The sequence below is a fragment of the Pseudomonas sp. RtIB026 genome, from assembly GCF_016861355.2.
GTDB lineage: Bacteria > Pseudomonadota > Gammaproteobacteria > Pseudomonadales > Pseudomonadaceae > Aquipseudomonas > Aquipseudomonas peradeniyensis.
The window spans coordinates 2,831,618-2,853,871 of the sequence record NZ_AP023348.2; the positions used below are offsets into that span (position 1 = coordinate 2,831,618).

Here is a 22,254-nt window from a genome sequence, read left to right on the forward strand (position 1 = left end):
AACAACAATGCATGCACAACCTTCCCGCTCCGCCTTGCGCACCTTCTGCGTCTCTGGCCTGGGCACGGCCCTCGAGTTCTATGATTTCATCATCTATGGCACCGCCGCCGCGCTGGTGTTTCCCCAGGTGTTCTTTCCCGGTCTGGACCACCTGACCGCCACCCTGGTGGCGTTCAGTGCCTTCGGCGCGGGGTTCCTCGCCCGGCCCCTGGGCGGCCTGGTGTTTGGCCATTTCGGCGACCGCGTCGGTCGGCAGAAGGTACTGGTCACCACCTTGCTGTTGATGGGGCTGAGCACCTTCCTCATCGGCTGCCTGCCGGGGCATGCCAGCCTTGGTGTGGTTGCGCCGATCCTGCTGGTGCTGTTGCGCCTGGTCCAGGGCTTTGCCGCCGGGGGCGAGTGGGGTGGCGCCGCGCTGTTTGGCATCGAGTCGGCGCCGCCTGGCCGGCGCGGCCTGTGGGGCAGTTTCACCAGCATGGGCATCGGCGTGGGCGGCATTCTCGGTGCGGCGGTATTCGCCCTGGTCAGCGCCGCGTTCGATGACAACCTGGTGGACTTCGCCTGGCGGATCCCGTTCTGGCTGGGAGGCACCCTGGTGCTGATCGGCTTGTATGCACGGCTGAAGACGCCGCTGACCGCATCCACCGTCAAACCCGTGCGGGCGCCCCTGGCGCAAGCCCTGCGGCAACGGCCACGGCAATTGCTGCTGTGCACCGGTATCGCCTTCGGTTACTGCACCATTGCCTACATCGGCAGCACGTTCTTCCTGACCTACGCCACCCAGGCGGGGTACGGCAGCACCGAGGCCCTGATGTTCGACCTGACCCTGTCGGTCGCCATCGTGCTGTCGGCACCGCTGTTCGGGCACCTGTCGGACCGCCTGGGGCGGCGCGTGGTGATGGTGTTCGGGGCGCTGGTCATGGCGCTGGGCCTGTTCGCCTTTTTTGCCCTGGTGGACATGCGCCACTTCGGTATCGCCCTGGTCGCCTATAGCCTGGTCGGTGCACTGATGGGCGCCACACAGGGGCCGATCCCGGCGTTCCTGGGCGAACAGTTTCCCCGGGAAATGCGCTACTCGGGCATTTCCGCCAGCTACCAGGTCGGCGCGGCGCTGGGGGGCGGGACGGCGTCGAGCATTGCCACGGCGATCCTGATTCTCACCGGGCATGACCCACTGGGCGTCGCGTTGTACGGGGCGGCGGCGCTGGCGCTGGTGGCGCTGTGTTCGTTGGGCTTGAAGGAGTCGGCGCGGCTGAGCATGGCGCAGATCGATGGGTTGGGCGAGGGGAGTGAAGAGGGGGGATTGTTGCGCGGTTCGGCGTTGGAGCGGTGAGGGGGATTGTGTGAGAGCGGTGGGTGGCAGGCGATAGTCTTGCAGCGCCTATCAGATCGAGCGCCGCCCGCGTGGCGCATCGCGGATGAATCCGCTCCTACGTCTGTTGCAACGTACCGAACCTGTCAGGCCATGGTTGCCAGCCTTGGCGCCTGTCTTGAGACAGGTGGGGCGGCGGCAATGCCCACCGAAAAACCGCGTCGTGCAAACAAGGCAAACAACCATGGCCTATCAGGCATGGCCACGTTGCAACAAATGTAAGAGCGGATTCATCCGCGATGCGCCGCGCGGGCGGCGCTCGGTCTAATAGGCGCTGTAATACTCTCGTCGAACACCTCAATTCCAGAACAATTACTCCCCATTCCTCAGCGCAACTTTTGCGCAATTTTCAACCAACTTGTCTCTCGCCCAATCTGCCGAAAACCAGAAAGTTGATACACTATTTCCCCCTACGACTAAAGTCCGGTGTCTCCCGCTCGTGTCTACAAGTACCGTGGGGCCAGGCAGTCATCCAGTTCGATTGTTGGACAATTCGATCGCGTCAACCCCTTTACCCGCTTTACCAAGGGCTATCAAGTGACCATGCGGTCATGCCCGTAGCCATGTGGTAATTAGCAGTCGTTAACTTTTCCGCGAGCGTTTCAACAAACAACGCTCAACTTTCTAAAGTTATTGCGCGTGTGCCGATAACCCTCGGTGACCGTGCTGGGAAGTTCCAAGTACTGCGATTCTCGCTGTGCCTTTGCCTGCGAATGGGTGTTGTATGTCGTACCTGTCTGCTGTTGATCGTCGTCAATTAATGCTGTCTGTCGTACTGGCTTGCCTGTGCGCCGGCAACCTGCATGCCGAGACATTTACCCCCGGCCAGGAAGTGCTGCGCCAACAGCAACAGCAGCAACACGACCTGCAGCAACTGCAACTGGAACAACGCCGCCGGCAACTGCAACGCGGCGCGTTCACCGCGCCCGACACCACCCCACAGACACCCAAGGCCGCGGCCCCGGATGCGCGCTGCTGGCCGCTGGCCGGGGTGCGCATCGGCGGTGTCACGCTGATCGACCGCGCCACCCTCGATGCCCGCATCGACCCCCTGGTGGCCGCGTGCATGGGCGTGGGGCAGATCAACCAGCTGCTGTCGGGCATCACCGCGCTGTACCTGGAAAAGGGCTATATCGCCAGCCGCCCCTACCTGAGCAGCGCCCCGGCGGCCGGGCAGTCGCTGGACATCCTGGTGGACGAAGGCTACCTGGAGGCCATCGAGCTGGCCGACCAGCGCCTGCCGGTGTCCCTGGCCGGGGCCTTCCCCGGCATGCTTGGCGAGCCGTTGAACCTGCGCGACCTGGAGCAGGGCCTGGACCAGCTCAACCGCCTGCGCTCGGTCGACCTCACCGCCGACATCGCCCCCGGCAGCCAGCCGGGCGCCTCGCGGATCATCCTGCGCCCGCGCAGCGCAGGCCAGCCACGGGTTTCCGTGGGCCTGGGCCTGGACAATCTCGGCAGCGCCAGCACTGGCCGTGACCGCAGCGTGCTCAGCCTGAGCCTGGACAACCCGCTGGCGCTCAATGACCTGCTCAGCCTGTCGGCCAGCGATACCCTCAACCAGGGCGATCGCTACAGCCGCAACGCCAGCCTGTACTACGCGATTCCTTATGGTTACTGGACCTTCAGCCTGTTCGCCAGCCATGCCGAGTACCGCTCGCCGATCAAGCTCAGCACCCTGACCCTGCACAGCACTGGCATCACCGACCAGCTCAGCCTGCGCGGCGAGCGCGTGCTGTGGCGCGACCAGCGTCATCAGCTGAGCGCCAGCCTGCAACTGGCGCACAAGGACGTCGACAGCGAATTCGCCAAGGTCCGCCTGGACGTGCAGAGCCCGACGCTGACGGTGGCCGAGGCCGGGCTCAATCTGTTCTGGCTCGACAGCGCGGTGTGGAATCTGGACCTCAACTACGCCCAGGGACTGCACTGGTTTGGCGCCGACGACGATGCCGACCGGCCGGTGCCCGACCTGCCCATGGCGCAGTTTCGCAAGTACCGCGCCGGCCTCGGCCAGTGGCGCAATGGCCAGCTGCTGGGCCAGGCCTGGCAGTGGCAGAGCCAGCTCAACCTGCAGTACAGCCCCGACCCGCTGCCAGCCATCGAGCAGTTGCTCGGCACCGACGATTCTGCCGTGCGCGGCTATCGCCTCAGCAGCCTGTCCGGGGCCAGCGGGGCGGTGTGGCGCAACACCCTGCGCCTGCCGCTGCAGCCCCAGGGGCCGCTGACCATCACCCCGCGGCTGGGGCTGGACCACGGCTGGATCAAGGCCGACCACGGCGCCGCCAGCCAGCGCCTGAGCGGCGCGAGCCTGGGCCTGAACCTGAGCTGGAAGGCGCTGCAGCTGGACGTTGACTACCAGCGCAGCCTGACCACCCCCAGCGGTTACCACCGCGAGCCTGAAGTCTGGCTGTTCAGGGCCGCCGTGCAGATTTGAGTCGCACCGAATTAGCAGTACCGACATGGAGAGTGACCTATGCCCAAGACCCCCTTTACCTTCAACCTGTCCCCGCAAGGCAAGCTGCGCTGGGCGATAGCCAGCCTGTTCCTGGCCGCGAGCCTGCCCCAGGCGCTGGCCGGCGGCGTCGTGGTCGCCCCCGGCCCCGGGGGCACGGCACAGTTGCAGACCCAGGGCGGCGTGCCCATCGTCAATATCGTCGCGCCCAACGGCGCGGGCCTGTCGCACAACCAGTTCCTTGACTACAACGTCGACCGCCAGGGCCTGGTACTGAACAACGCCCTGCAGGCCGGCCACTCGCAGCTGGCCGGTGAGCTGGCGGCCAACCCGCAGTTCCAGGGCCAGGCGGCGAGCGTGATCCTCAACGAAGTGGTCAGCCGCAACGCCTCCGCCATCAATGGCGCCCAGGAAATCTTCGGCCGCGCCGCCGACTATGTGCTGGCCAACCCCAACGGCATCTCGGTCAACGGCGCCAGCTTCATCAACGCGCCCAATGCCAGCCTGGTGGTGGGCCGTCCTGAACTGGACGCGGGCCGGCTCAAGGCCCTGGGCACCCAGGACGCCAACGGCCAGTTGCAGGTGCAGGGCGCCGGCCTGCGCAACGACGGCGGCTCGGTCAACCTGATCGCCCCGCGCATCGACAGCCAGGGTCGTCTGGATGCCCGCGACCAACTCAACCTCACCGTGGGCCGCAATCAGGTGGACTACGTCAGCGGCCAGGCCAAGGTCGTCGACCGCGGCGCAGCCAGCGAGCAACGTATCGACGCCAGCCTGTTCGGCGCGATGCAGGCCGGGCGCATCAATATCCTCAGTACCGCGCAGGGTGCCGGTGTGCGGGTCGGGTCGGGGCAGATCGACGGCCGCGACGGCGTGCGTATCGACTCGGCGGGTGACCTGAATATCAGCGGCGCCGCCGTGGCCGACTCGCTGCAGGCGACCCGTGCCGGCGTGCGCAGCAGCCAGGGCGATGTCGAGCTGCATGGTGCCCAGGACCTGACCCTGGCCGCTGCCGACGTGGCCGGGCGCGACGTCAAGCTCGACGCCGGACGCAATCTCACCCTGAGCACCGTGCAAAGCCGCAAGCTCCAGGAAAAACGCGAGAACTGGCGCAGCGGCGCACTGGGCATCGACTGGGAGACCTACCAGCGCACCCAGACCGACAGCGACACCCGCGAGCACGCCACCCGGGTCGTGGCCCAGCGTGATGCCGGGCTGCACGCCGGCCAGGACCTCACCCTCAGCGCCGCCAGCCTCGAGGCGCCCGGCAAACTGCGCCTGGACAGCGGTGCCGACCTGCGCCTGACCGCCGCCACCGAGCGCCAGGTGCAGACCGACCAGGGCAAGCACACCAAGGGCTTCTGGAAGGCCGACTGGGACAACCGCAATGAAACCCAGCGCAGCGTCACCAGCCAGCTCAAGGGTGGCGACATCGCACTGCACGCCAAGGCCTCGGTGCTGGCCGAAGGTGCCCAGCTGACCAGTGGCCAGGACATCCGCATCGCCGGCAAGCAGGTGCAGATCAGCAACGCCTCGCGCACCGACCAGCGTGACAGCCAGAACCAGCAGAGCAAGTTCTTCGGCGTCAGCCACAACGAAGCCAAGCAGAACAGCCGGGAAAGCACCGCTGTGCGCAGCGAGCTGGTGGCCGGTGGCAGCGTCGGCCTGAGCAGCGCCGAGGGCATCGACGTGGTCGGCTCGACGGTCAAGGCCACCGGTGCGCTGAACGCCGAGGCGGCGGGGGATCTGAAGGTCGCCTCGGCCCAGGACACCCGCGAACACAACAGCGCCAGCAGCAGCCGTGGCTTCGTTGCTTCGGCCAAGGAGACCGCGCCGGGCTCCGGGCAGTATCGTGCTGGCGTCGGCTATGCGAGCGATCGCCAGAGCGCCGCTGGCAGCCAGGTCAGCCAGCAGGGTTCCAGCCTCAGCGGCAGCGAAGTACAGCTGGCCGCCGGTGGTGACCTGACCGTCAAGGGCGCCGCGGTGAAGTCCACCGCGGGCGATACCACCCTGGCCGGCAAGCAGGTGTCGCTGCTGGCCGAGCAGGACAGCCGCAGCGAGTCCCGCGACAGCAGCCATACCGGCGGTGGCGTCTACCTCACCGCTGGCCTCGACCGTGCCGGCGCCGGGGTCGACTTCGCCCATGGCACCCAGCAGGACGCCTCGAGCAGCACCACGGCGAAGACCACCGGCCTCGACAGCGCCGGCAGCGTGAAAATCAAGGCCGATACCCTGGCCAGCGAGGGCGCGCAGGTGAACAGCGCCGGCACCCTGAGCATCAGCGCAGGCCAGGTGGACAACCGCGCGGCCCGCGACACCACCAACAGCAGCCACCAGCAGAGCAGCTGGACGGCGGATGTCGGTGTCAATGTCGAGTACAAGGACATCGCCCGGCCGATCGCCGGGGCGGTCAAGGACGTGGTGGACGGCAAGGTGTCGGTCAAGGATGCCCTTGACGGCAAGCTGCCGCTCAACGACGTCAAGGACGTGCTGGACGGCAAGACTTCGCTGACCGCGGCCCTGGGCAAACTCGGCACGCCGAACCTGGGCGTCGACCTGGCCGTGGGCCATGCCAGCCAGCAGCAGGGCGAGCAGACCGGCACTGCGGTGGTCAGCCAGTTCAACGGCCAGGGCGTCCAGCTGGAGGTGGCCGGCGCGCTGAAGGACCAGGGCACCCGCTACAACGCCAACGGTGGCGCGCTGGAGGTCAAGGCCGGTTCGCTGCAGGCCGACGCGGCCAGCAACACCCACAGCCGCAGCGAGCAGCAGGTGAACGCTGATGTGTCCGCCCGGATCTACACCAAGACCGGCGAAGACCTCAACGTGACCGCCAATGGTTCGGGCGGGAGCAAGCGCCTGGACGAAGATGCATCCACTGCCGTGGTCGGCGCTTTCAGTGGCAGCCAGGGCCTGAACATCCAGGTCGGTGGCGATGCCCGCTTCGAAGGCAGCCGTCTCGACGGTGGCCAGGGCGCGGTGGCGGTCAACACCGGCGGCAAGCTGGCCCTGGACCAGGCCAGCAACCAGGCGCGTCGCGACACCGGCAGCCTCGGTGGCAGCGGTTCGTTGACCGTGGGCACCTTGCCGGTGGGCGACAAGGTCGACCTGGGCGCTGGGTTCCAGCTCGACCATGCCGGCGAGCACAGTGTCGACAGCAAGGCCCAGGTGGCGAGCATCAGCGGCAACGGCCCGGTACGACTGGTCAGTGCTGGCGACCAGACCTTGCAAGGCGCGCGCATCGACGCGGGCGGCCCGGTCGAACTCAAGGCCGGTGGCGCCCTCGACCTGCAGGCCGCCAGCGACACCCGGACCGTCAGCGGCAATCATCTGGGCGGTGGCCTCAATCTCGGTGGCAAGGCCGCCACCGGTGAGCAGGGCCGTGACCTGAGCGGCAAGCTGGGCGGCAACTTCAATGTGGGCCAGACCAACGAACGCTCGCAGACCCTGGCCGGCGGCCAGCTGAACAGCCGTGGCAACGTGGACCTGGCCGGCCAGTCGGTGCATCTGCAGGGTACGCAGGTCGGTGCCACGAGCGTCAACGTCGGCGCAGGCGAGGGTGGCCTGGCGCTGGAGTCGGCTCAGTCCACCCAGGGCCGCACCAACTGGGGCGTCGAGGTGAAGGCCGGGAGCAACCTGAGCCGCACTACGCCGGCGGACGCCGGGCAACAGGTCAGCTCGTCCCATGACTTCGACCTGGGCGGCAAGGTGCAGGTGGATCATCTGCAGGCCACCACCCAGCAGAACAGCCATATCGCCGCTGGCGAGGTGACCCTGAACAGTGACGGTGCGGCGCAACTCAGCGGCGCACGGGTCGACGGCCAGCAGGTCGGCGGCAAGCTGGCGGGCGGGTTGACGGTCGCGGAACGCCAGGACACCACCACCTCGGTGCGGGTCGACCTGGGCGCGGGCCTGGCCGGCAAGCCGGGCGAGGCGAAGGAGGGCCAGGAGAAGCCAGGCTTCGACTACACGCCATCGTTCAATGCCCAGGGCGAGTTCGTGCGCAAGGCCGGGGTCACGCAGGCTTCGGGCATCGCGGCGCAGCGTGGGCTGGGGCTGCAGGTCAAGGGCGTGGAGCAGGGCGGTACCACGCTCGGGGCCGAGGTCAAGCCGCTCGGCTACCAGGTCAAGGCCACCCTCGACCTGCCCAAGCTGCCGGAGGCGGGCCTACCCAGCGTGTCGCTGGAGGGCGGCAAGCTGAAGGTCGGGCCGGTGACGGTCGAAGGCCAGGTTGACGGACTGACCAACAAGGGCTGACAGGGCCGCCTTGCGGCCCATCGCGGCACAAGGCCGCTCCTACAGGCGAACGCGTACCCCTGTAGGAGCGGCCTTGTGCCGCGATGGGCTGCAAAGCAGCCCCGGCAAGCCCAAGTCGGACGCCAATTTTCAACACCTTTAAAGGGCTGCCTGTTGCTGCTTGCCCTGCGCAGGATTGTCCGATCCCACCCCCCTCGCTGTCCGCCATTGCCCTGAACCCCCAGCCTGTCCCCGCCTTACTGTTGCTTCCTACCCACCACAAGAAAACGCCGTGCCCAAGCACGGTAGAAGAGGGGAGCACCATGGCGCTTTTCCCACCGCTGCTACCTGCAGCCGTCCTGACCACCCTGGCCCTGCTACTCGGCGGTTGCCGGGACGACAGCAAACCCGCCGTCACCCAGGCCCCCCCCGCGGACCCTGCGTTGGCCGCGCTGTACGCCAGCACCTGCCAGACCTGCCACGCCAACCCAGCGTCCGGCGCCCCCCTGGCAGGCGACGCGGCGGCCTGGGCCCCGCGCCTGGCCCAGGGCGTCGACCGCCTGCTGGAGCACAGCATCAACGGCTACCAGGGCATGCCGCCCATGGGCCTGTGCATGCAGTGCAGCGAGGCGCAGTTCCTTGCCCTGATCGGCTACATGTCCGGCCAGCCCCTCCACTGAGCGCAAGGTACTCCCATGACGATTCACCTTTCCCGTCGTCGCTGGCTGCAACACTCCGGCGCGGCCTGCGCGTTGCTCGCGCTTTCCGCCAACCCGGCACTGGCGCAACTGCTGCGCGCGCCGCGGCTGATCCCCTGGCGCAACTGGTCCGGCGCGCAGAGCTGCCTGCCGGAGGCGCGGCTGGCGCCGCAGAGCCTTGACGAACTGGCCCAGGCCATCCGCCAGGCCCCCGGCAGGGTGCGTCCGGTCGGTTCGGGGCATTCCTTCAGCGCCCTGGTGCCCAGCGACGGCACTCTAGTGTCGCTCGGCTATTTCAGCGGTTTGCTCGACCACGACCCCGCCACCCTGCAGGCCGAGTTCGCTGCCGGCACGCCGATGTCGGCGATGGGCGCGGCGCTCAAGGCGGTCGGCCAGGCGCTGCCGAACATGGCCGACATCGACTACCAGACCCTGGCCGGCGCGATCGCCACCTCGACCCATGGCACCGGCGTCGGCTTTGGCTCGTATTCCTCGAAGGTCACCGGCCTGCAACTGGTCACGGCCAGCGGCGAGGTCCTCGACTGCGACAGCCATCGCCACCCCGAGGTGTTCGCCGCGGCGCAGGTGTCCCTCGGCGCACTGGGCGTGGCCACCCGGATCCGCCTGCAGAACCGCGAGGCTTTCCGTCTGCGCGAGCGGCAATGGATCGCTCGCACCGACGAGTTGCTGGAGGACGTGGAGAAGAACACCCGGGAAAACCAGCATTGGGAAATGCTGGTAATCACCCATTCCGACTATGCGCTGTCCATCGCCCTCAATGAAACCAAGGATGCCGCCACCGCTGACCAGGATACGGCCGGCGGCAGTGGCAACGAATTCGTCAGCCTGATCGAGAAGCTCGACAAGTACGGCAGCGACTTTCCCGAAGCCCGGCGCGTACTGCTCAACAGCCTGCGGCATGTCGCCAGCTTCGACGAGCGGGTCGGTGACTCGTACGAGATCTTCGCCAATGTGCGCAACGTGCGCTTCAACGAGATGGAGTACTCGGTGCCCGCCGAGCATGGTCCGGCCTGCCTGCGCGAGATCCTCACGCTGATCCGTGAGCGCGACCTGCAAACCTGGTTCCCCATCGAGTACCGCTACGTCAAGGCCGACGATATCCCGCTGAGCATGTTCGAAGGGCGCGACAGCTGCTCGATCTCGGTGCACCAGCACTACAGCATGGACCACCACAACTTCTTCGCCGCCATCGAGCCGATCTTCTGGAAATACGCCGGGCGCCCGCACTGGGGCAAGCTGCACACCCTCAATGCGCGCACCCTGCAGCCGCTGTATCCGCGCTGGAAGGCATTCACCGAGGTGCGTCAGGCGCTGGACCCGACAGGCAAGTTCCTCAATGGCCACCTGGCCTCGATCCTCGGCGTGGCCTGAGCACAAGGAGAGGTGATGAACAGACGCAAATTCCTGGTCGGCGCAGCGGGCGCCGGTGTGCTGCTGGCCGCTGCCGGCGCCTGGCTGCGCCCTGGCGCCCAAGGGGCGCCGCACGATGACTATTTCGCCAGGTTGCAGCGCGAGCTGCGCGAGCACGGGCCGATGCGCCCGGTGATGCTGATCGACCTCGACCGCCTGGACCACAACATCGATGCGGTGACCCAGTCGGTGCGCCGCGCCGGCAAGCAGCTGCGCCTGGTGGAGAAGTCGCTGCCCTCGCCGCAGTTGCTCGACTACATCGCCCGGCGCGCCGATACCCGCCGGCTGATGTCGTTCCACCAGCCGTTTCTCAACCACGATGCGCTGCGCTTCCCGGATGCCGACATCCTGCTGGGCAAGCCGCTGCCGGTGCGTTCGGCGCAGCTGTTCTACGAAGAGCACCGCGGCGCTTTCGACCCGGCCAGGCAACTGCAATGGTTGCTCGACACCCCCGAGCGCCTGCAACAGTACCTGGCGCTGGCCCAGGGACTGGGCACCCGGCTGCGGATCAATATCGAGCTGGATGTCGGCCTGCACCGGGGCGGGGTCAAGGACTCGGCGCAGCTGGAGCGGATGCTGGCGATCATCGCCGCCAATCCCCGGCACCTGGCCTTCGCCGGCTTCATGGGCTACGACCCCTTCGTCGGCATGGGCGTGCCGGGTATCCTCGGATCGCCACAGGCGCTGTTCGCCAAGGTCATGGGCTTGTACGACGGCTTCGTCGACCATGCCCGCAGTCGCTATCCCGGGTTGTGGCGTACGGACCTGACCCTCAACACCGCCGGCAGCCCTAGCTACCGGATGCACGAGTACGAGCGCACCAGCAGCGAGGTATCGGTGGGTTCGGCGTTGCTCAAGCCCACCCACTATGACCTGCCGTCGCTGCAGGACCACCAGCCGGCGGCCTATATTGCCACGCCGGTGATCAAGCGCACGGGTGCGGTGCAGATTCCGGCGCTGGACGGCAAGTCGGCGTTGTTCGCCTGGTGGGACCCGAATCAGCGCGAGACCTTCTTCATTTATGGCGGCAACTGGCTGGCCGAGCCCGAGTCGCCCAGGGGACTGCGTTTCAACGGCCTTTATGGGCGCAGCTCCAACCAGGAAATGCTCAACGGCTCGGCGGCGGTGGGCCTGCAGGTCGACGACCAGGTGTTCCTGCGCCCGACCCAGTCCGAGGCCATCCTGCTGCAGTTCGGCGACCTGCTGGCGGTACGCGATGGGCGGATTGTCGAGCGCTGGCCGGTGTATGCGTAGCGGGTTGCTGCGCAGTCCATAAATTCATGCATTTCCCTGAATGGGCGGCCATCCCTTTCGCGGCACAAGGCCGCTCCTACAGGCGACCGCACTCCCTGTAGGAGCGGCCTTGTGCCGCGAAAGGGCTGCAAAGCAGCCCCGGCGATCAAGACGTAAACGCTGAAATTAGCAACTGATCGGGCCTCACAAACTAAACGGCAAACTCAGCTTGACCCACAACATCTCCCCCTCCGGCCTGTTGCGCACCGCGAACTCCTTGGCCCAGCGCGCCTCGATGCTGGCGTACTCGAGAAAGGTGTAATGCAGCGCCGGGCCAATGGCGAACACCTGCCCGCGCACCCCATCATCGACATCCTCACCCATGAAGCTCACGGTCCGGCCGAACTGCTTGTCGTCGGTGGTCTGCTTCACGTAGTAGCCATTGACCCCCAGGCGCAGGTTGTCGGTCACCCGATAGCTGGCCGAATAGTCGAAGTGGAACAGCTGCCCCGAGCGATAGTCGGTGTCATGGTTCTCTTCGTTGAAGCTGTAGGTGGCCTTGACCGACAGCTCGCTACGCTCGCTGGGCAGCCAGGTCGCCGACAGCAGCGGCTTGTAGGTGTAGAAGTTGTTGCTGGTGTTGGCCATGCGCGTGGCTTCGTAGTCGCCGGTGGGCAGGGTGATCTCCAGCGCCGCGCCCAGGGTGAGGTCCGCGCCCATGTCCCACAGGATGATCGGTGCGATGGTGACGTCGCCCTGGCTCTCGCGGCGGCTGCGCTGGCCGAACATCGCCACCTGCTGGCGCATGTAGGGCTGCGCCACGTAGCCGCCGACCCGCCCGCCGAACAGGCGCAGCGGGCTGAGGTAGTCCAGCCGCGGGATGATCGCATCGGAGGTGATCTTCACCTGCTCGACCTTGCCGCCGAGCGAGCTGATGTCCAGTTTTCGCGCCTGGTAGTGGTTGTAGTAGAGATTGAAGGCGAACATGTGCGCCGGCAGCTGGTCGACGTTCAGCGGCAGGACGAAGAAACCGTCGGTGCCGGGGCCGATGTTGTCCACGCCGTTTTCGGTGGCATGGGTCGGGAGGGCGAGGCTGGCGCTGAGCATGCAGGCGGCTGCCGGGGGCAGCCAGGCGAGGCGGGTCGGGTTCATGGTCGGGCTCGTTCTTATTGTTGTGGGCGAGCGGCGTTGTGCCGCCCTATACAAATAAGCGCTGGCCGCCTGGGGGCGCAGGGCCGTGCCGGACAGGCAGGGGGGCTTTGCCGGACACTCTGCAATATTTTGTTACTCTCGCCGTCGGGGCGCGTCCCTGCGCGATATCATGACGGCGCCGAGCGCAGTGCCCCCGACAACAAGAACCTCAGGCGCCTCGGCCCGGGAGCAGCCTTTCATGCCCAGTACCCCCCTTGACCCGCAACTCGACCTGGCGCTGGCCTCGCCGTTCATGTTGCAGACCTTGCTCCAGCTCGCCAGCGACCGTGGCCTGGACGGCGAGCGGCTGTGTCGAGGCCTGGGCTTCACCCCGGCCGAGCTGCAGGACCCGGCCCAGCGCATCGCCTGTCGCCAGGCCGTGGCACTGATCCAGCGCACCCTGCAGGCCTTGCCCGGGCAGGGCCTCGGGCTGTGGGTCGGGCATCGCAATGTACTGGGCACCCTGGGCCTGCTCGGCCACGTGCTGTCGTTGTGCAGGACCTTGCGCGATGCCTTCGAGGTAGGCGCGCGCTACCAGCACGCCAGCGGCGGCATCGCGGTCTACAGTCTTCACGAGGACGAGCGGGAGACCTTTATCGAGGTCGACTGCCGGCTGCCCTACGCCGAGATCCAGGTGTTCGCGGTGGAGGAGTTCTTCGCCAGCCTGATGGTCTACGGCCGGACGCTGATCGGTACCGAGTTCCAGCCGCTGCGTTTCGAGTTCACCCATCCCGCGCCGGCCTACCGGGACACTTACGTGCATCTGTTAGGGCCGGCAGTAGCGTTCGGTTGCCTGCACAACCGCATGGTGATCGCCAGCCGCTGGCTCGACCAGTCGTTGCCCGGGCATCAGCCGGTCGCCCTGCGCCAGGCGCTCAAACTGCTGGAGCTGGAGTGCGCGCCGCTGCAGCACAAGGCCAGCTTGCTGCAGAGCGTGGAGCGCGCCATCGCCCGCGACCTGCCCGGGGGCTGCCGGATCGACAGTGTCGCCGCCGACCTCAACATGAGCAGCCGTACCCTGCGCCGGCACCTGACCGAGCACGGCGTGACCTTCGAAGGCTTGCAGGAGCAGGTGCGCCAATCGCGGGCAACGAGCCTGCTGGGCAACCCGAACATGCCCATCGAACGCATTGCCGAAGCGCTGGGCTACAGCGATGTGCGCGGCTTTCGCCGGGCGTTCAAGCGCTGGACCGGACAGAGCCCCTCGGCCTGGCGCGACAGCCCGACCCTGTAGGGGGCGCTCAGACCGCCGAGAACACCGACCCGGTCATCCGCTCGCTCAAAAGCTCCAGCGCCCGCAGCCCCGCCAGCGAGTTGCCCGAGGCGTTCAGCGCTGGCGACCACACGCAGATGCTGTAGCGCCCTGGCACCACCGCGACGATGCCGCCGCCCACGCCGCTCTTGCCTGGCAGGCCGACCCGGTAGGCGAAGTTGCCGGCCTCGTCATACAGCCCACTGGTGGCCATGATCGCATTCACCTGCTGTGCCTGGCGCGGGCTGAGCACCTGCTCGCCGCTGTGCGGGCAGTAGCCGCTGTTGGCCAGGAAGGCGAAGCCGCGGGCCACGTCGGCGCAGCTCATGGACAGCGCGCAGTGGTGGAAGTAGCTGCGCAGCACCGCGTCGACATCGTTGTGGAAGTTGCCGAAGGCCTGCATCAGGTAGGCCATGGCCGCGTTGCGCGCGCGGTGCTGGTATTCCGACTCGGCCACCACCGTGTCGCTGACGATGCGCGGGTTGGCCGCCAGGCGGCGGACGAAGTCGCGCATCGACAGGGTGGGCGTGGCATAGCGCGACTGGTTGATGTCACAGATCACCAGCGCCCCGGCATTGATGAACGGGTTGCGTGGCCGGCCTTTTTCCACCTCCAACTGCACCAGCGAGTTGAACGCCTGGCCCGAAGGCTCGTAGCCCAGCCGCGACCAGATGTCCTCGCCGCTGTGGTTGATCGCCTGCACCAGGCTGAACACTTTGGAGATGCTCTGTATCGAGAACGGCGTGTGGGCATCGCCCGCGCAGTGCAACTGGCCGTCCAGGCTCTGCACGGCGATGCCCAGCTGGTTCGGGTCGACCTGGGCGAGGGCGGGGATGTATTGCGCCACCTGGCCCTGGACGAGCAGGGGGCGGACGTGGTCGAGGATCTCTTGCAGGAGTGCTTGCATCGGGAAACCTGGTGCGAAGGAAAGGCGCGTTCGAAAACGTTCAGGTAGACGATGGTTGCTGGCTGCGGAGCACATCTGTTCGCGTTGGCTCGCGTGCTGATGCGCAACCTGTAGGAGATCACACAGCCCTTCCGGGCTGCGCTGTCGCGCAGGGAACAGGGTTTCAGCGTGGGAGCGGGCTTGCCCCGCGATAGCGTCGGCACGGGTGACAAGGTTGTGGCTGCCGACGCCGTCGCGGGGCAAGCCCGCTCCTACAGTGATCGCGTTTACGCGTTGGCGGTTGCCTCGAACGCCGTGGAGTATTGCACGCTGCCCTTCGGCACATCACCGCTGAAGGCCAGGGCCTGGAAGTACTCGGCCGGCACGCCCGGCAAGCTCAGGCCCGGTTGGGCCTTGAAACCGAAGCGGCCGTAGTACCCTGGGTCGCCCAGCACCACGCAGCCCTGGCCACCCAGCCCGTGCAGGCGGGCCAGCGCGGCGTTGATCAGCGCCGAGCCGATGCCCTGGCCCTGACGCTGCGGCAGCACCGAGACCGGTCCCAGTCCGTACCAGCCCTTGGCGCCCGACGACAGGCTTACCGGGGAGATCGCCACATGGCCGACGATGGCGCCGGCCTCCACCGCCACCAGCGACACCGTCAGTTGTCCGGCCTGACGCAGGGCAGCGACGATGAACTGCTCGGTGTGGCTGCTGTGTTCGGCGTTGGCAAAGGCGGCCTCGGTCAGTTGGCCGATGGTGGCGGTGTCCTCCGGGCGCTCGTCGCGCAGGCTGATGCCATTGTCGAGATGCCGGCGCGTGTCGGCGTCGATCAGGCCGCGCAGGGCCTCGAACAGCGGCGTGGCGGCGGTATAGCGCTTGCCGTAGTCGAGGTTGAAGGCATAGTCGAAGCCCGGCGGGTTGCGGCCCTGGTTGTGTTGCAGCAGGGTTTCCAGCTTGTCGAGGGCCTTGACCGCCTGCGCCTCGGCCGAGGTGGCGGCCTCGTATTCCTCCCACAACGCCATGATCTCGTCGCGCAGGGCGGCGTCCAGGCTCGACATCAGGTGCAGCAGGTCTTCGCGTTCCTGCCGGTTCTTGTCGGGGAAGCCCTGTTTGCTGACGGCCGGGACGTCGCCGCTGATGGCCTCGCCCAGGTCGTGGACCAGGCACATCTTCAGCACCTTGAGCAGGTCGAGATCGCCCAGTTCGTCGGCGAAGGTGATGGCCATCAGGCACAGCCGCCAGGTGTGCTCGGCGGTGCTTTCGGCGCGGCCGCTGGAGGTGTGGGCGCTGCGGATCACGCTCTTGAGTTGTTCGGCCTGGCGCAGGAAGGCGAGGCGGTTCTGCAGTTTTTCGATGTTCATGGTGACTCCATGTCCTGGGGCGGGTTCAGCGCGTCTGCATGACGAACAGATGATACCCGTACTCGCCCAGGTGGTTTTCGTGGATCTTGAGTTCGCGGCGGATGTCGGCCAGGGCCTGGGAGGCGAAGTCCTCGTCCGCCAGGCTGGCCACGCGTTCGCGCAGCGGCTCCAGATAGTGGGTCCAGGCCTGCGCGCTCAAGGGGAAGTGCGACAGGGTGCGATAGCCCAGGCGGGCGATGGCGGCCAGGCGCGTGTCGACGCTGTGCAGGTCGGGGTAGGCGGCCTGCCAGAACGCCTCGACCGAGGGAGTGAGCCGGTCGGCCACCCGCACCAGGTCGCTGACCACCAGGTAACCCTGGGGTTTGAGAAAGGTGCGCCAGTACGCCAGGGCGTTGTCGAAGCCCATGATGTAGGCGCAGCCCTCGGCCCAGATCGTGTCGAAGTGCCGGGGCGCGAACGGCAGCTGGGTCATGCTCGCGCAAATCGGCGTGACCCGCGCCTGCAGGCCCTTGGCGACCAGGGTCGCACGCAGGCAGCCCAGGCTGAGCTCGTCGTTGTCCAGCGCAGTGATGTGTGCCTGGCTGTGTTCGGCCAGCAGCACGCTGGAGGCGCCACGACCGCAGCCGATGTCCAGCAGTGTCGCGGGGGCGTGGGGCAAGGCGTGCAGTGCTTTGAGTGAGTCCTGTGCCGAGCCTGGGCCGAGGTACTCGAGGCCATCGAAAATGCGTTCGAAGTCGGCCATGTAGCGGTCGTGTTCGTTCATGTCGCGGGACAGCCATTTCAGGCGCAGGGCCTGTTTCTCATTGAATCCCTGCCGGCGCAGCCACGCCAGGTGGGCGCCGGGCGCCTGCTGCTCGAGGGCTTGGTGCCAGGGGCGCATGGACGACAAGCCGAGCATCGCCGCCAGCAGGTCACGCGAGCGTTGCCGGGCGGCGATCTCTTCGTCCAGGGTATGCAGGCGTTCGAGCAGGGCCGCGCGGTCCAGGCGCGCCTCCAGGCAGGCCTGGCATTCCTTCAGGCTCAGGCCGCCGGCCTGCAGTTGCTGCAACAGCCGCAGCTGCTGCAGGTCCTGCTTGCCGTAGGTGCGATAACCGTTGGCCTGGCGCCGCGAGGACACCAGCCCGAGTTTTTCGTAGTAGAGCAACGTGGAGCGGCTCAGGCCCACCTTCGCCGCCAGTTCGGAAATGCGATACACCAGTCTTCCCCTCATGCAGTGGGGCGATGATGAACTATGAAGTTATAGACAGGTAAAGCGGATTTTCGCAAAAAGAGGTGGCGCTGGTGTCCTTCAAGCCTGGGTCGACAGGGCGCAGGCCGGATCCACCCCGACCTCTTCCATGAATTCGGCGAGAAACGACGCCAGCCGCTGATGCCTGATGGCGGCCAGGCGCGCGCCTTCGCCGGTCTGCAAGCCCGAGCTGAGCTTGAGCAGTTTGGTTGGGAAGTGCTCGATGGCGAAGTGGTTGTCGCGATAGTCCCGCCCTGCGGCAGTGGGGTTCTCGGCGTCATAGAGTGCCGACCCCGTGCGCCCGGCCACATAGAAGCAGCGGGCGATGCCGACGGCGCCCATGGCGTCCAGGCGATCGCTGTCCTGGAGGATCTTCGCTTCCAGGCTCTGCGGTGAAAGGCCCGCCGAGTAGCTGTGGGTCATCACCGCATGGGCCACCTGCTCGATGCGCGGTAGTGGCCAGCCCATGTCGGCGAGGATCGCGGCGGCGCGTTCAGCCGACAGCGTCGAGGCCTGCGCGCGCAGGGGCGAGTTCTTTTCCACCGCCACGCAATCGTGCAGCACGGTGGCGGCGAGCAGCACTTCAAGATCACCGCCTTCCCTGGCCTGGATACGCCGGACATTGCTCCAGACCCGTTGCAGATGGGCGAGGTCATGGGAGCCGTCGTTACTGTCTGTGGGCAGGTGGGGCAGCAACTCGGCCGCGAGGGCCTGCAAGGGAAAGAAGGGTGCGTTGGTCAACGAGGGGCTCCAGCGGATCAGGGGAAAGGCGCAATGTTGAATTGCCCCAGCAACAGCATCAGTAGCAGCAAGAGTACGACAAGGCCGATGGCCGCCGTCCACTCGGCCTCGGCACGCTCCGCGTACCAGGCGCCCCTGGACGGGTACCTGCCCAGCGTGGCCAGCTTCACCAGTGGCCAACCGAGCGGATAGCACAGGCTGCGGAACAGGACATGAACGGACAGTTCGCTGATCATCGGAGGCTCCTGCGGCCAGGGTAAGGACGGTGCCAGGCGGCCCACTGCCGTCAACTGGCGTACTGGGCGATACCGTTGCCGAACGACCAGTTCTCCTTGCGCACCTCGACCAGGTTGATGAACACATCCTCCGGTCGCACGCCGGCCTCGCGCTCGAAACCTTCGGTGATGGCCTGGTACAGCGCTTTCTTTTGCTCTAGGGTGCGGCCTTCGTTGAGGGTGATCTGGATGAACACCTGGCCGTCGGAGCGTTGGATGCCCAGGTATTGCGGGTCGTTCACCAGGCGGTCGCCGTCGTGTTCGGTCAGGATTTGGAAATTGTCGTGCTCGGGCACATTGATCGTTCGCCGCATGCAGGCGTAGACGATCTGGCCGAGTGTGCGCAGATGAGCCGGGTCGGGGTGGCGCTTGATATCGATGCGTACCAGTGGCATGTGGACTCCTTGGACGATGGCCAGGCGAGACGCAGGAGCTGGTAGGGCAGGATCAGGTATGAGCCCGGACAGGCGCCGGGCTCGGGAAGGCAACTACCGTTACTGTGGCAGCAGCTTGGAGGCGCGCTCGCTCGCGTTATTGAAGACCTCGATCAGCCTTTTCGCCAGGGCGTCTTCGATGGCCGCGGCGGTGAGCAGGCCCTGGGTGAAACCGATGCCCTGCTCCTTGGCGACAGCCAGCTGCTGGCTGTTCTCTGCCTCGGCCATGTCGCCCAGGTAGTGGGCAGCACGATAGGCGTAGCGCTCGGGGAGTGTCAGCTGTTCGAGGTCCTTCAGCGAGAGGGCGAACTGGCTGGCGGCGGCGGGCTTCAGGCTGAGTTGCTCGAACTGGAGCAGGCTCAGGCGATCGGTAGTCAAGGCGAATCTCCGTTTCATTGCGGGAACACCCGGTTACTGTCCTGCCTTTTGCCGGTCAACGCAAGGGTGGCCAGGGCAGTGGCGCGAAAAGAATCCGCTTTCCCACGGCATGGCTGGTCCTGCTGGAGGGACAAGGCGGTGCTTGGCTCAGGTGCTAAAACGTTCTAGCCTTCGCGTTTTGCTCATTTTCTTAAGGAATGCCTGCATGATCCCCACCCTCAGCCGCCGGCGCGTGCTCCAGGGCGCGCTCGGCTGCTCGGCCCTGCTGGCCCTGCCCGCCTGGGCGGACAATTCGCTGCGCCAGGCGATGCAACAGCTCGAGGCGGCCAGCGGCAGTACCATCGGCCTGTGGGCCCTGGACACCGGCAGCGGTCGGCAATTGGCCTGGCGTGGCGAAGAGCGCTTCGCCTTCTGCAGCACCTTCAAGGCCGTCCTTGCCGGTGCCGTCCTGCACCGCAGCGCGTCCGAGCCGGGTTTGCTGGCGCGGCGCATCGCTTATGGCGCCGAGCAACTGGTGGTCTATTCGCCGGTCACCGAAAAGCATGTCGGGCCTGGCATGACCGTCGCCGAACTGTGCGCCGCCGCGGTGCAGTACAGCGACAACACCGCCGGCAACCTGCTGCTCGAGCTGGTCGGTGGTCCACCCGGGCTGACGGCGTTCGTCCGTGGCCTGGGCGATCCGACCTTCCGCCTCGACCGTAACGAGCCGACGCTGAACACCGCCTTGCCGGGTGATCCGCGTGACACCACGACGCCCCTGGCCATGGGCATGACCCTGCAGCGCCTGCTGCTCACCGATGGCCTGCCCGCCGCCGCGCAACAACAGCTGCAGGCCTGGCTCAAGGGCAACACCACCGGCGACACGCGCATTCGCGCCGGGCTGCCGAAGGACTGGGTGGTGGGCGACAAGACCGGCTCGGGTGACTATGGCGTGGCCAACGATGTCGCGGTCATCTGGCCCAAGGGCCGGGCGCCGTGGATCCTGGTGGTGTTCAGCCGTGCTACGAAACAGGACGCGCCGTGGAACAGCGAGACGATTGCGGCGGCCACGCGGATCGTGGTGGAGGCCTGGAAGGGCTGAGCAAGTGTGCGGGCCACATCGCGGGGCAAGCCCGCTCCCACGAGTGGTTGCGCGTGCTCATCAGCGTGGGAGCGGGCTTGCCCCGCGATGAGGCCACAACAGGCCATCACCCCACCCGCACTCGCCGCCGCTTCTTGCGGTACATCTCGCCATCGGCATGGCTGAGCAGGGTGTCGGCATCCTCGCCATCGCTGGGATAGCAGGCCACGCCGATGCTGCAGGACGGCATCCTGACATCGCCGAACTCGGCCCCGAGCGGCTCCTCCATGACCATGGCGATCTGCTCGACCACCTCGTACACGGCGTCCTCCGACGGCACATCGGTCAGCAGCACGATGAACTCGTCGCCGCCGATCCGCGCCACGGTGTCTGCTTCCTGCACGCTGTCCTGCAGGCGTCGGGCGATGGTGCACAGCACGCGGTCGCCGGCCGCGTGGCCGTGCACATCGTTGATGCCCTTGAAGTCGTTGACGTCCAGGAACAGCAGGGCCAGCCGTCGCTGCTGCTGACGGGCGGCGCGCAGGGCGGAGGCCAGGCGGTCGTTGAACAGCGAGCGGTTGGTCAGCTTGGTCAGCGGGTCGTGATGGGCGAGAAAGCGCAGTTCCTGCTCGGCCTGGGTGAGGGCGGTGATGTTGCGCGCGACGCCGATCCGCGCGCCCACCTCGTCGGACCAGAAGGCCGCCCAGAGGATATGCACGATCTCGCCATCCTTGCGCACATAGCGGTTGCGAAAGTCGAAGTGCGGGGTGCCGTCCATGACCCGGACGATCGAGGCGCGGGTGGTTTCCAGGTCGTCCGGGTGCATGTAGCGGGTGATCGGGGTGCCGGTCAGTTCGTCGGCGCGATAGCCGAGCAAGGCTTCGCAGGCGTTGCTCACGAACACGATGGTGTCGTCCCGGTCGACCACGAACACGGTGTCCAGCATCAGGTGGATCAGCCTGGGGTAGAGCGCTTGCAGGTCGACGGGCATAGGGCAGGGGTGTCCGATACGGGTAGCCCGGTCATGGTCCGATCACGCAGGGCGGCGGCGCGAGGTCCTGCAAGCCGCCGGGGGCCGCTTGCCGCGCCCGTGCAGCATACACAGGCTCGGGGGCGCGGCACACTACCTGTGGGCAAGCAGACCGTCGGCTGCTTCAGTGCCCCTGTCGGGTGGAAACGGCAACCGCCCCAGCAGCTCGACGATGGTTGTTGCGCAGGCGGGTGCCGGGTTATGCCTCGGCTGAGTAGACCGGGCGTGGCAGAAGTTGAAGGAACGCGTTTGTACGAGGCTCATGTTGTGTGCAGGTTGACTCGTGGAGCAGCGCCGGATCGCCCATGTTGCCTCACCTAGCCACCGAGGAACGGGCAATTGTCGAACGTGTCGCTCGCCGGCAAGTAACGCATGGGCTGATGCTGTTCGGGAATCATGTCCGGGAAGCCATCTCCGTTCACATCCTCGAAGTGCACGCCGGTCTTGGTGCTTATCGTGCAAAGCGCCTTGCCACGCATCGAGATGAGGTTGAAGTTCTCGCTACCACTGGACCACAGGTACGCCTCGGTGAGGCCGTATCGATCCAGGTGGACATAGTCCATTACCGCCTGCGACGCCTGAAGAGCCAGGGCCGAGCAGGCCAGCAGGGTGATCAGGCGCCGGCTGCGGCTGTGGAGCGTATGCACCGGCTCACGGCGCAGGACACCGATGCCCCAGAGCAGGCACGCCGGCAAGGCAACGAGGGCCAGGCCGAGGATGATCAGTCCAAGGTAGTAGAACTCTTCCCCTTCCTTGTAGAACACCCACAGGTTGTTCAGGTAGAGGAGGGCGTTCGCCAGCGTACAGACACCGATGAGGGCCAGGTATTTCGCGGTCAGTTTGAACACGTGCAGCGTTTTCCTAGCGTTCAGGAACCATCGGCCTGGCTGGCCTGGCGTTCGACCAGGCGCAGCAACCCTTGCTGGTGAAGACCATGAAATATGCGATCCAGTGCTGCCATGACTCCCTTGAACATCCTGTTGCTTAGATTGCCATTTT

General features: G+C 66.6%; 18 protein-coding genes and 1 pseudogene. 8 read left to right on the top strand and 11 right to left on the bottom strand.

Going from position 1 to position 22,254, the window contains the following annotated elements:
• Window positions 1–7: 7 nt before the first annotated feature.
• The 6 genes from PRtIB026_RS12840 (at window position 8) to PRtIB026_RS12865 (ending at window position 11,440) form a co-directional block, all read left to right on the top strand.
• Complete coding sequence (locus PRtIB026_RS12840; RefSeq protein WP_267813874.1) at window positions 8–1,333, top strand: MFS transporter; 1,326 nt, start codon at window positions 8–10, stop codon at window positions 1,331–1,333.
• A 799-nt stretch (window positions 1,334–2,132) separates the two neighbouring features.
• Window positions 2,133–3,806 carry a ShlB/FhaC/HecB family hemolysin secretion/activation protein gene (locus tag PRtIB026_RS12845; protein WP_420713647.1) on the top strand — a complete coding sequence of 558 codons (1,674 nt, stop codon included), beginning with the start codon at window positions 2,133–2,135 and terminating at the stop codon, window positions 3,804–3,806.
• A 39-nt stretch (window positions 3,807–3,845) separates the two neighbouring features.
• The gene (locus PRtIB026_RS12850; protein WP_267813877.1) at window positions 3,846–8,078 is read left to right on the top strand and encodes a hemagglutinin repeat-containing protein; all 4,233 of its coding nucleotides are present in this window, start codon (window positions 3,846–3,848) and stop codon (window positions 8,076–8,078) included.
• Between the two features lie 302 nt (window positions 8,079–8,380).
• Window positions 8,381–8,737: a c-type cytochrome gene (locus PRtIB026_RS12855; RefSeq protein WP_203647298.1), complete on the top strand. Its 357-nt coding sequence runs from the start codon at window positions 8,381–8,383 to the stop codon at window positions 8,735–8,737.
• Window positions 8,738–8,752: 15 nt separating this feature from the next.
• Entirely contained in the window at window positions 8,753–10,147 is a 1,395-nt protein-coding gene (locus PRtIB026_RS12860) for a D-arabinono-1,4-lactone oxidase (RefSeq protein ID WP_203647297.1), read from the top strand.
• 15 nt (window positions 10,148–10,162) lie between these two features.
• Window positions 10,163–11,440: a DSD1 family PLP-dependent enzyme gene (locus PRtIB026_RS12865; protein WP_420713648.1), complete on the top strand. Its 1,278-nt coding sequence runs from the start codon at window positions 10,163–10,165 to the stop codon at window positions 11,438–11,440.
• 183 nt (window positions 11,441–11,623) lie between these two features.
• Here PRtIB026_RS12865 and PRtIB026_RS12870 read toward each other — a convergent pair whose 3' ends face one another.
• The gene (locus PRtIB026_RS12870) at window positions 11,624–12,526 is read right to left on the bottom strand and encodes a SphA family protein (RefSeq protein ID WP_232856931.1); all 903 of its coding nucleotides are present in this window, start codon (window positions 12,524–12,526) and stop codon (window positions 11,624–11,626) included.
• A gap of 283 nt (window positions 12,527–12,809) precedes the next feature.
• Between PRtIB026_RS12870 and PRtIB026_RS12875 the strand changes: the two genes are divergently transcribed.
• The gene (locus tag PRtIB026_RS12875; protein WP_203647295.1) at window positions 12,810–13,844 is read left to right on the top strand and encodes an AraC family transcriptional regulator; all 1,035 of its coding nucleotides are present in this window, start codon (window positions 12,810–12,812) and stop codon (window positions 13,842–13,844) included.
• Window positions 13,845–13,851: 7 nt separating this feature from the next.
• On the opposite strand, the gene glsB is transcribed toward PRtIB026_RS12875, so the two are convergent.
• From glsB to PRtIB026_RS12915, 8 genes and pseudogenes are all read right to left on the bottom strand, one after another.
• On the bottom strand, window positions 13,852–14,769 hold the full coding sequence (gene glsB, locus PRtIB026_RS12880; RefSeq protein ID WP_028691427.1) for a glutaminase B: 918 nt from the start codon (window positions 14,767–14,769) through the stop codon (window positions 13,852–13,854).
• A 266-nt stretch (window positions 14,770–15,035) separates the two neighbouring features.
• Window positions 15,036–15,542 carry a GNAT family N-acetyltransferase gene (locus PRtIB026_RS12885; RefSeq protein WP_234562457.1) on the bottom strand — a complete coding sequence of 169 codons (507 nt, stop codon included), beginning with the start codon at window positions 15,540–15,542 and terminating at the stop codon, window positions 15,036–15,038.
• A 9-nt stretch (window positions 15,543–15,551) separates the two neighbouring features.
• A pseudogene (locus tag PRtIB026_RS12890) lies at window positions 15,552–16,109 on the bottom strand (HD domain-containing protein); the annotation flags it as partial.
• A 25-nt stretch (window positions 16,110–16,134) separates the two neighbouring features.
• Window positions 16,135–17,304: a MerR family transcriptional regulator gene (locus tag PRtIB026_RS12895; protein ID WP_203647293.1), complete on the bottom strand. Its 1,170-nt coding sequence runs from the start codon at window positions 17,302–17,304 to the stop codon at window positions 16,135–16,137.
• 93 nt (window positions 17,305–17,397) lie between these two features.
• The gene (locus PRtIB026_RS12900; RefSeq protein ID WP_203647292.1) at window positions 17,398–18,078 is read right to left on the bottom strand and encodes an HD domain-containing protein; all 681 of its coding nucleotides are present in this window, start codon (window positions 18,076–18,078) and stop codon (window positions 17,398–17,400) included.
• Window positions 18,079–18,095: 17 nt separating this feature from the next.
• On the bottom strand, window positions 18,096–18,314 hold the full coding sequence (locus PRtIB026_RS12905; RefSeq protein WP_244670912.1) for a hypothetical protein: 219 nt from the start codon (window positions 18,312–18,314) through the stop codon (window positions 18,096–18,098).
• Between the two features lie 50 nt (window positions 18,315–18,364).
• Window positions 18,365–18,748, bottom strand: coding sequence for a tautomerase family protein (locus tag PRtIB026_RS12910; RefSeq protein WP_203647291.1), 384 nt, complete (start codon window positions 18,746–18,748; stop codon window positions 18,365–18,367).
• 99 nt (window positions 18,749–18,847) lie between these two features.
• Complete coding sequence (locus tag PRtIB026_RS12915) at window positions 18,848–19,165, bottom strand: hypothetical protein (RefSeq protein ID WP_203647290.1); 318 nt, start codon at window positions 19,163–19,165, stop codon at window positions 18,848–18,850.
• A gap of 205 nt (window positions 19,166–19,370) precedes the next feature.
• Here PRtIB026_RS12915 and bla point away from each other — a divergent pair, with 205 nt between their 5' ends.
• On the top strand, window positions 19,371–20,246 hold the full coding sequence (gene bla / locus PRtIB026_RS12920) for a class A beta-lactamase (protein WP_203647289.1): 876 nt from the start codon (window positions 19,371–19,373) through the stop codon (window positions 20,244–20,246).
• A gap of 106 nt (window positions 20,247–20,352) precedes the next feature.
• On the opposite strand, the gene PRtIB026_RS12925 is transcribed toward bla, so the two are convergent.
• Both PRtIB026_RS12925 and PRtIB026_RS12930 read right to left on the bottom strand, forming a co-directional pair.
• A complete protein-coding gene (locus tag PRtIB026_RS12925) occupies window positions 20,353–21,216 on the bottom strand; it encodes a sensor domain-containing diguanylate cyclase (protein WP_203647288.1) in 864 nt (287 codons plus the stop codon).
• A gap of 356 nt (window positions 21,217–21,572) precedes the next feature.
• Window positions 21,573–22,103, bottom strand: coding sequence for a hypothetical protein (locus PRtIB026_RS12930; protein ID WP_203647287.1), 531 nt, complete (start codon window positions 22,101–22,103; stop codon window positions 21,573–21,575).
• Between the last annotated feature and the right edge of the window lie 151 nt (window positions 22,104–22,254).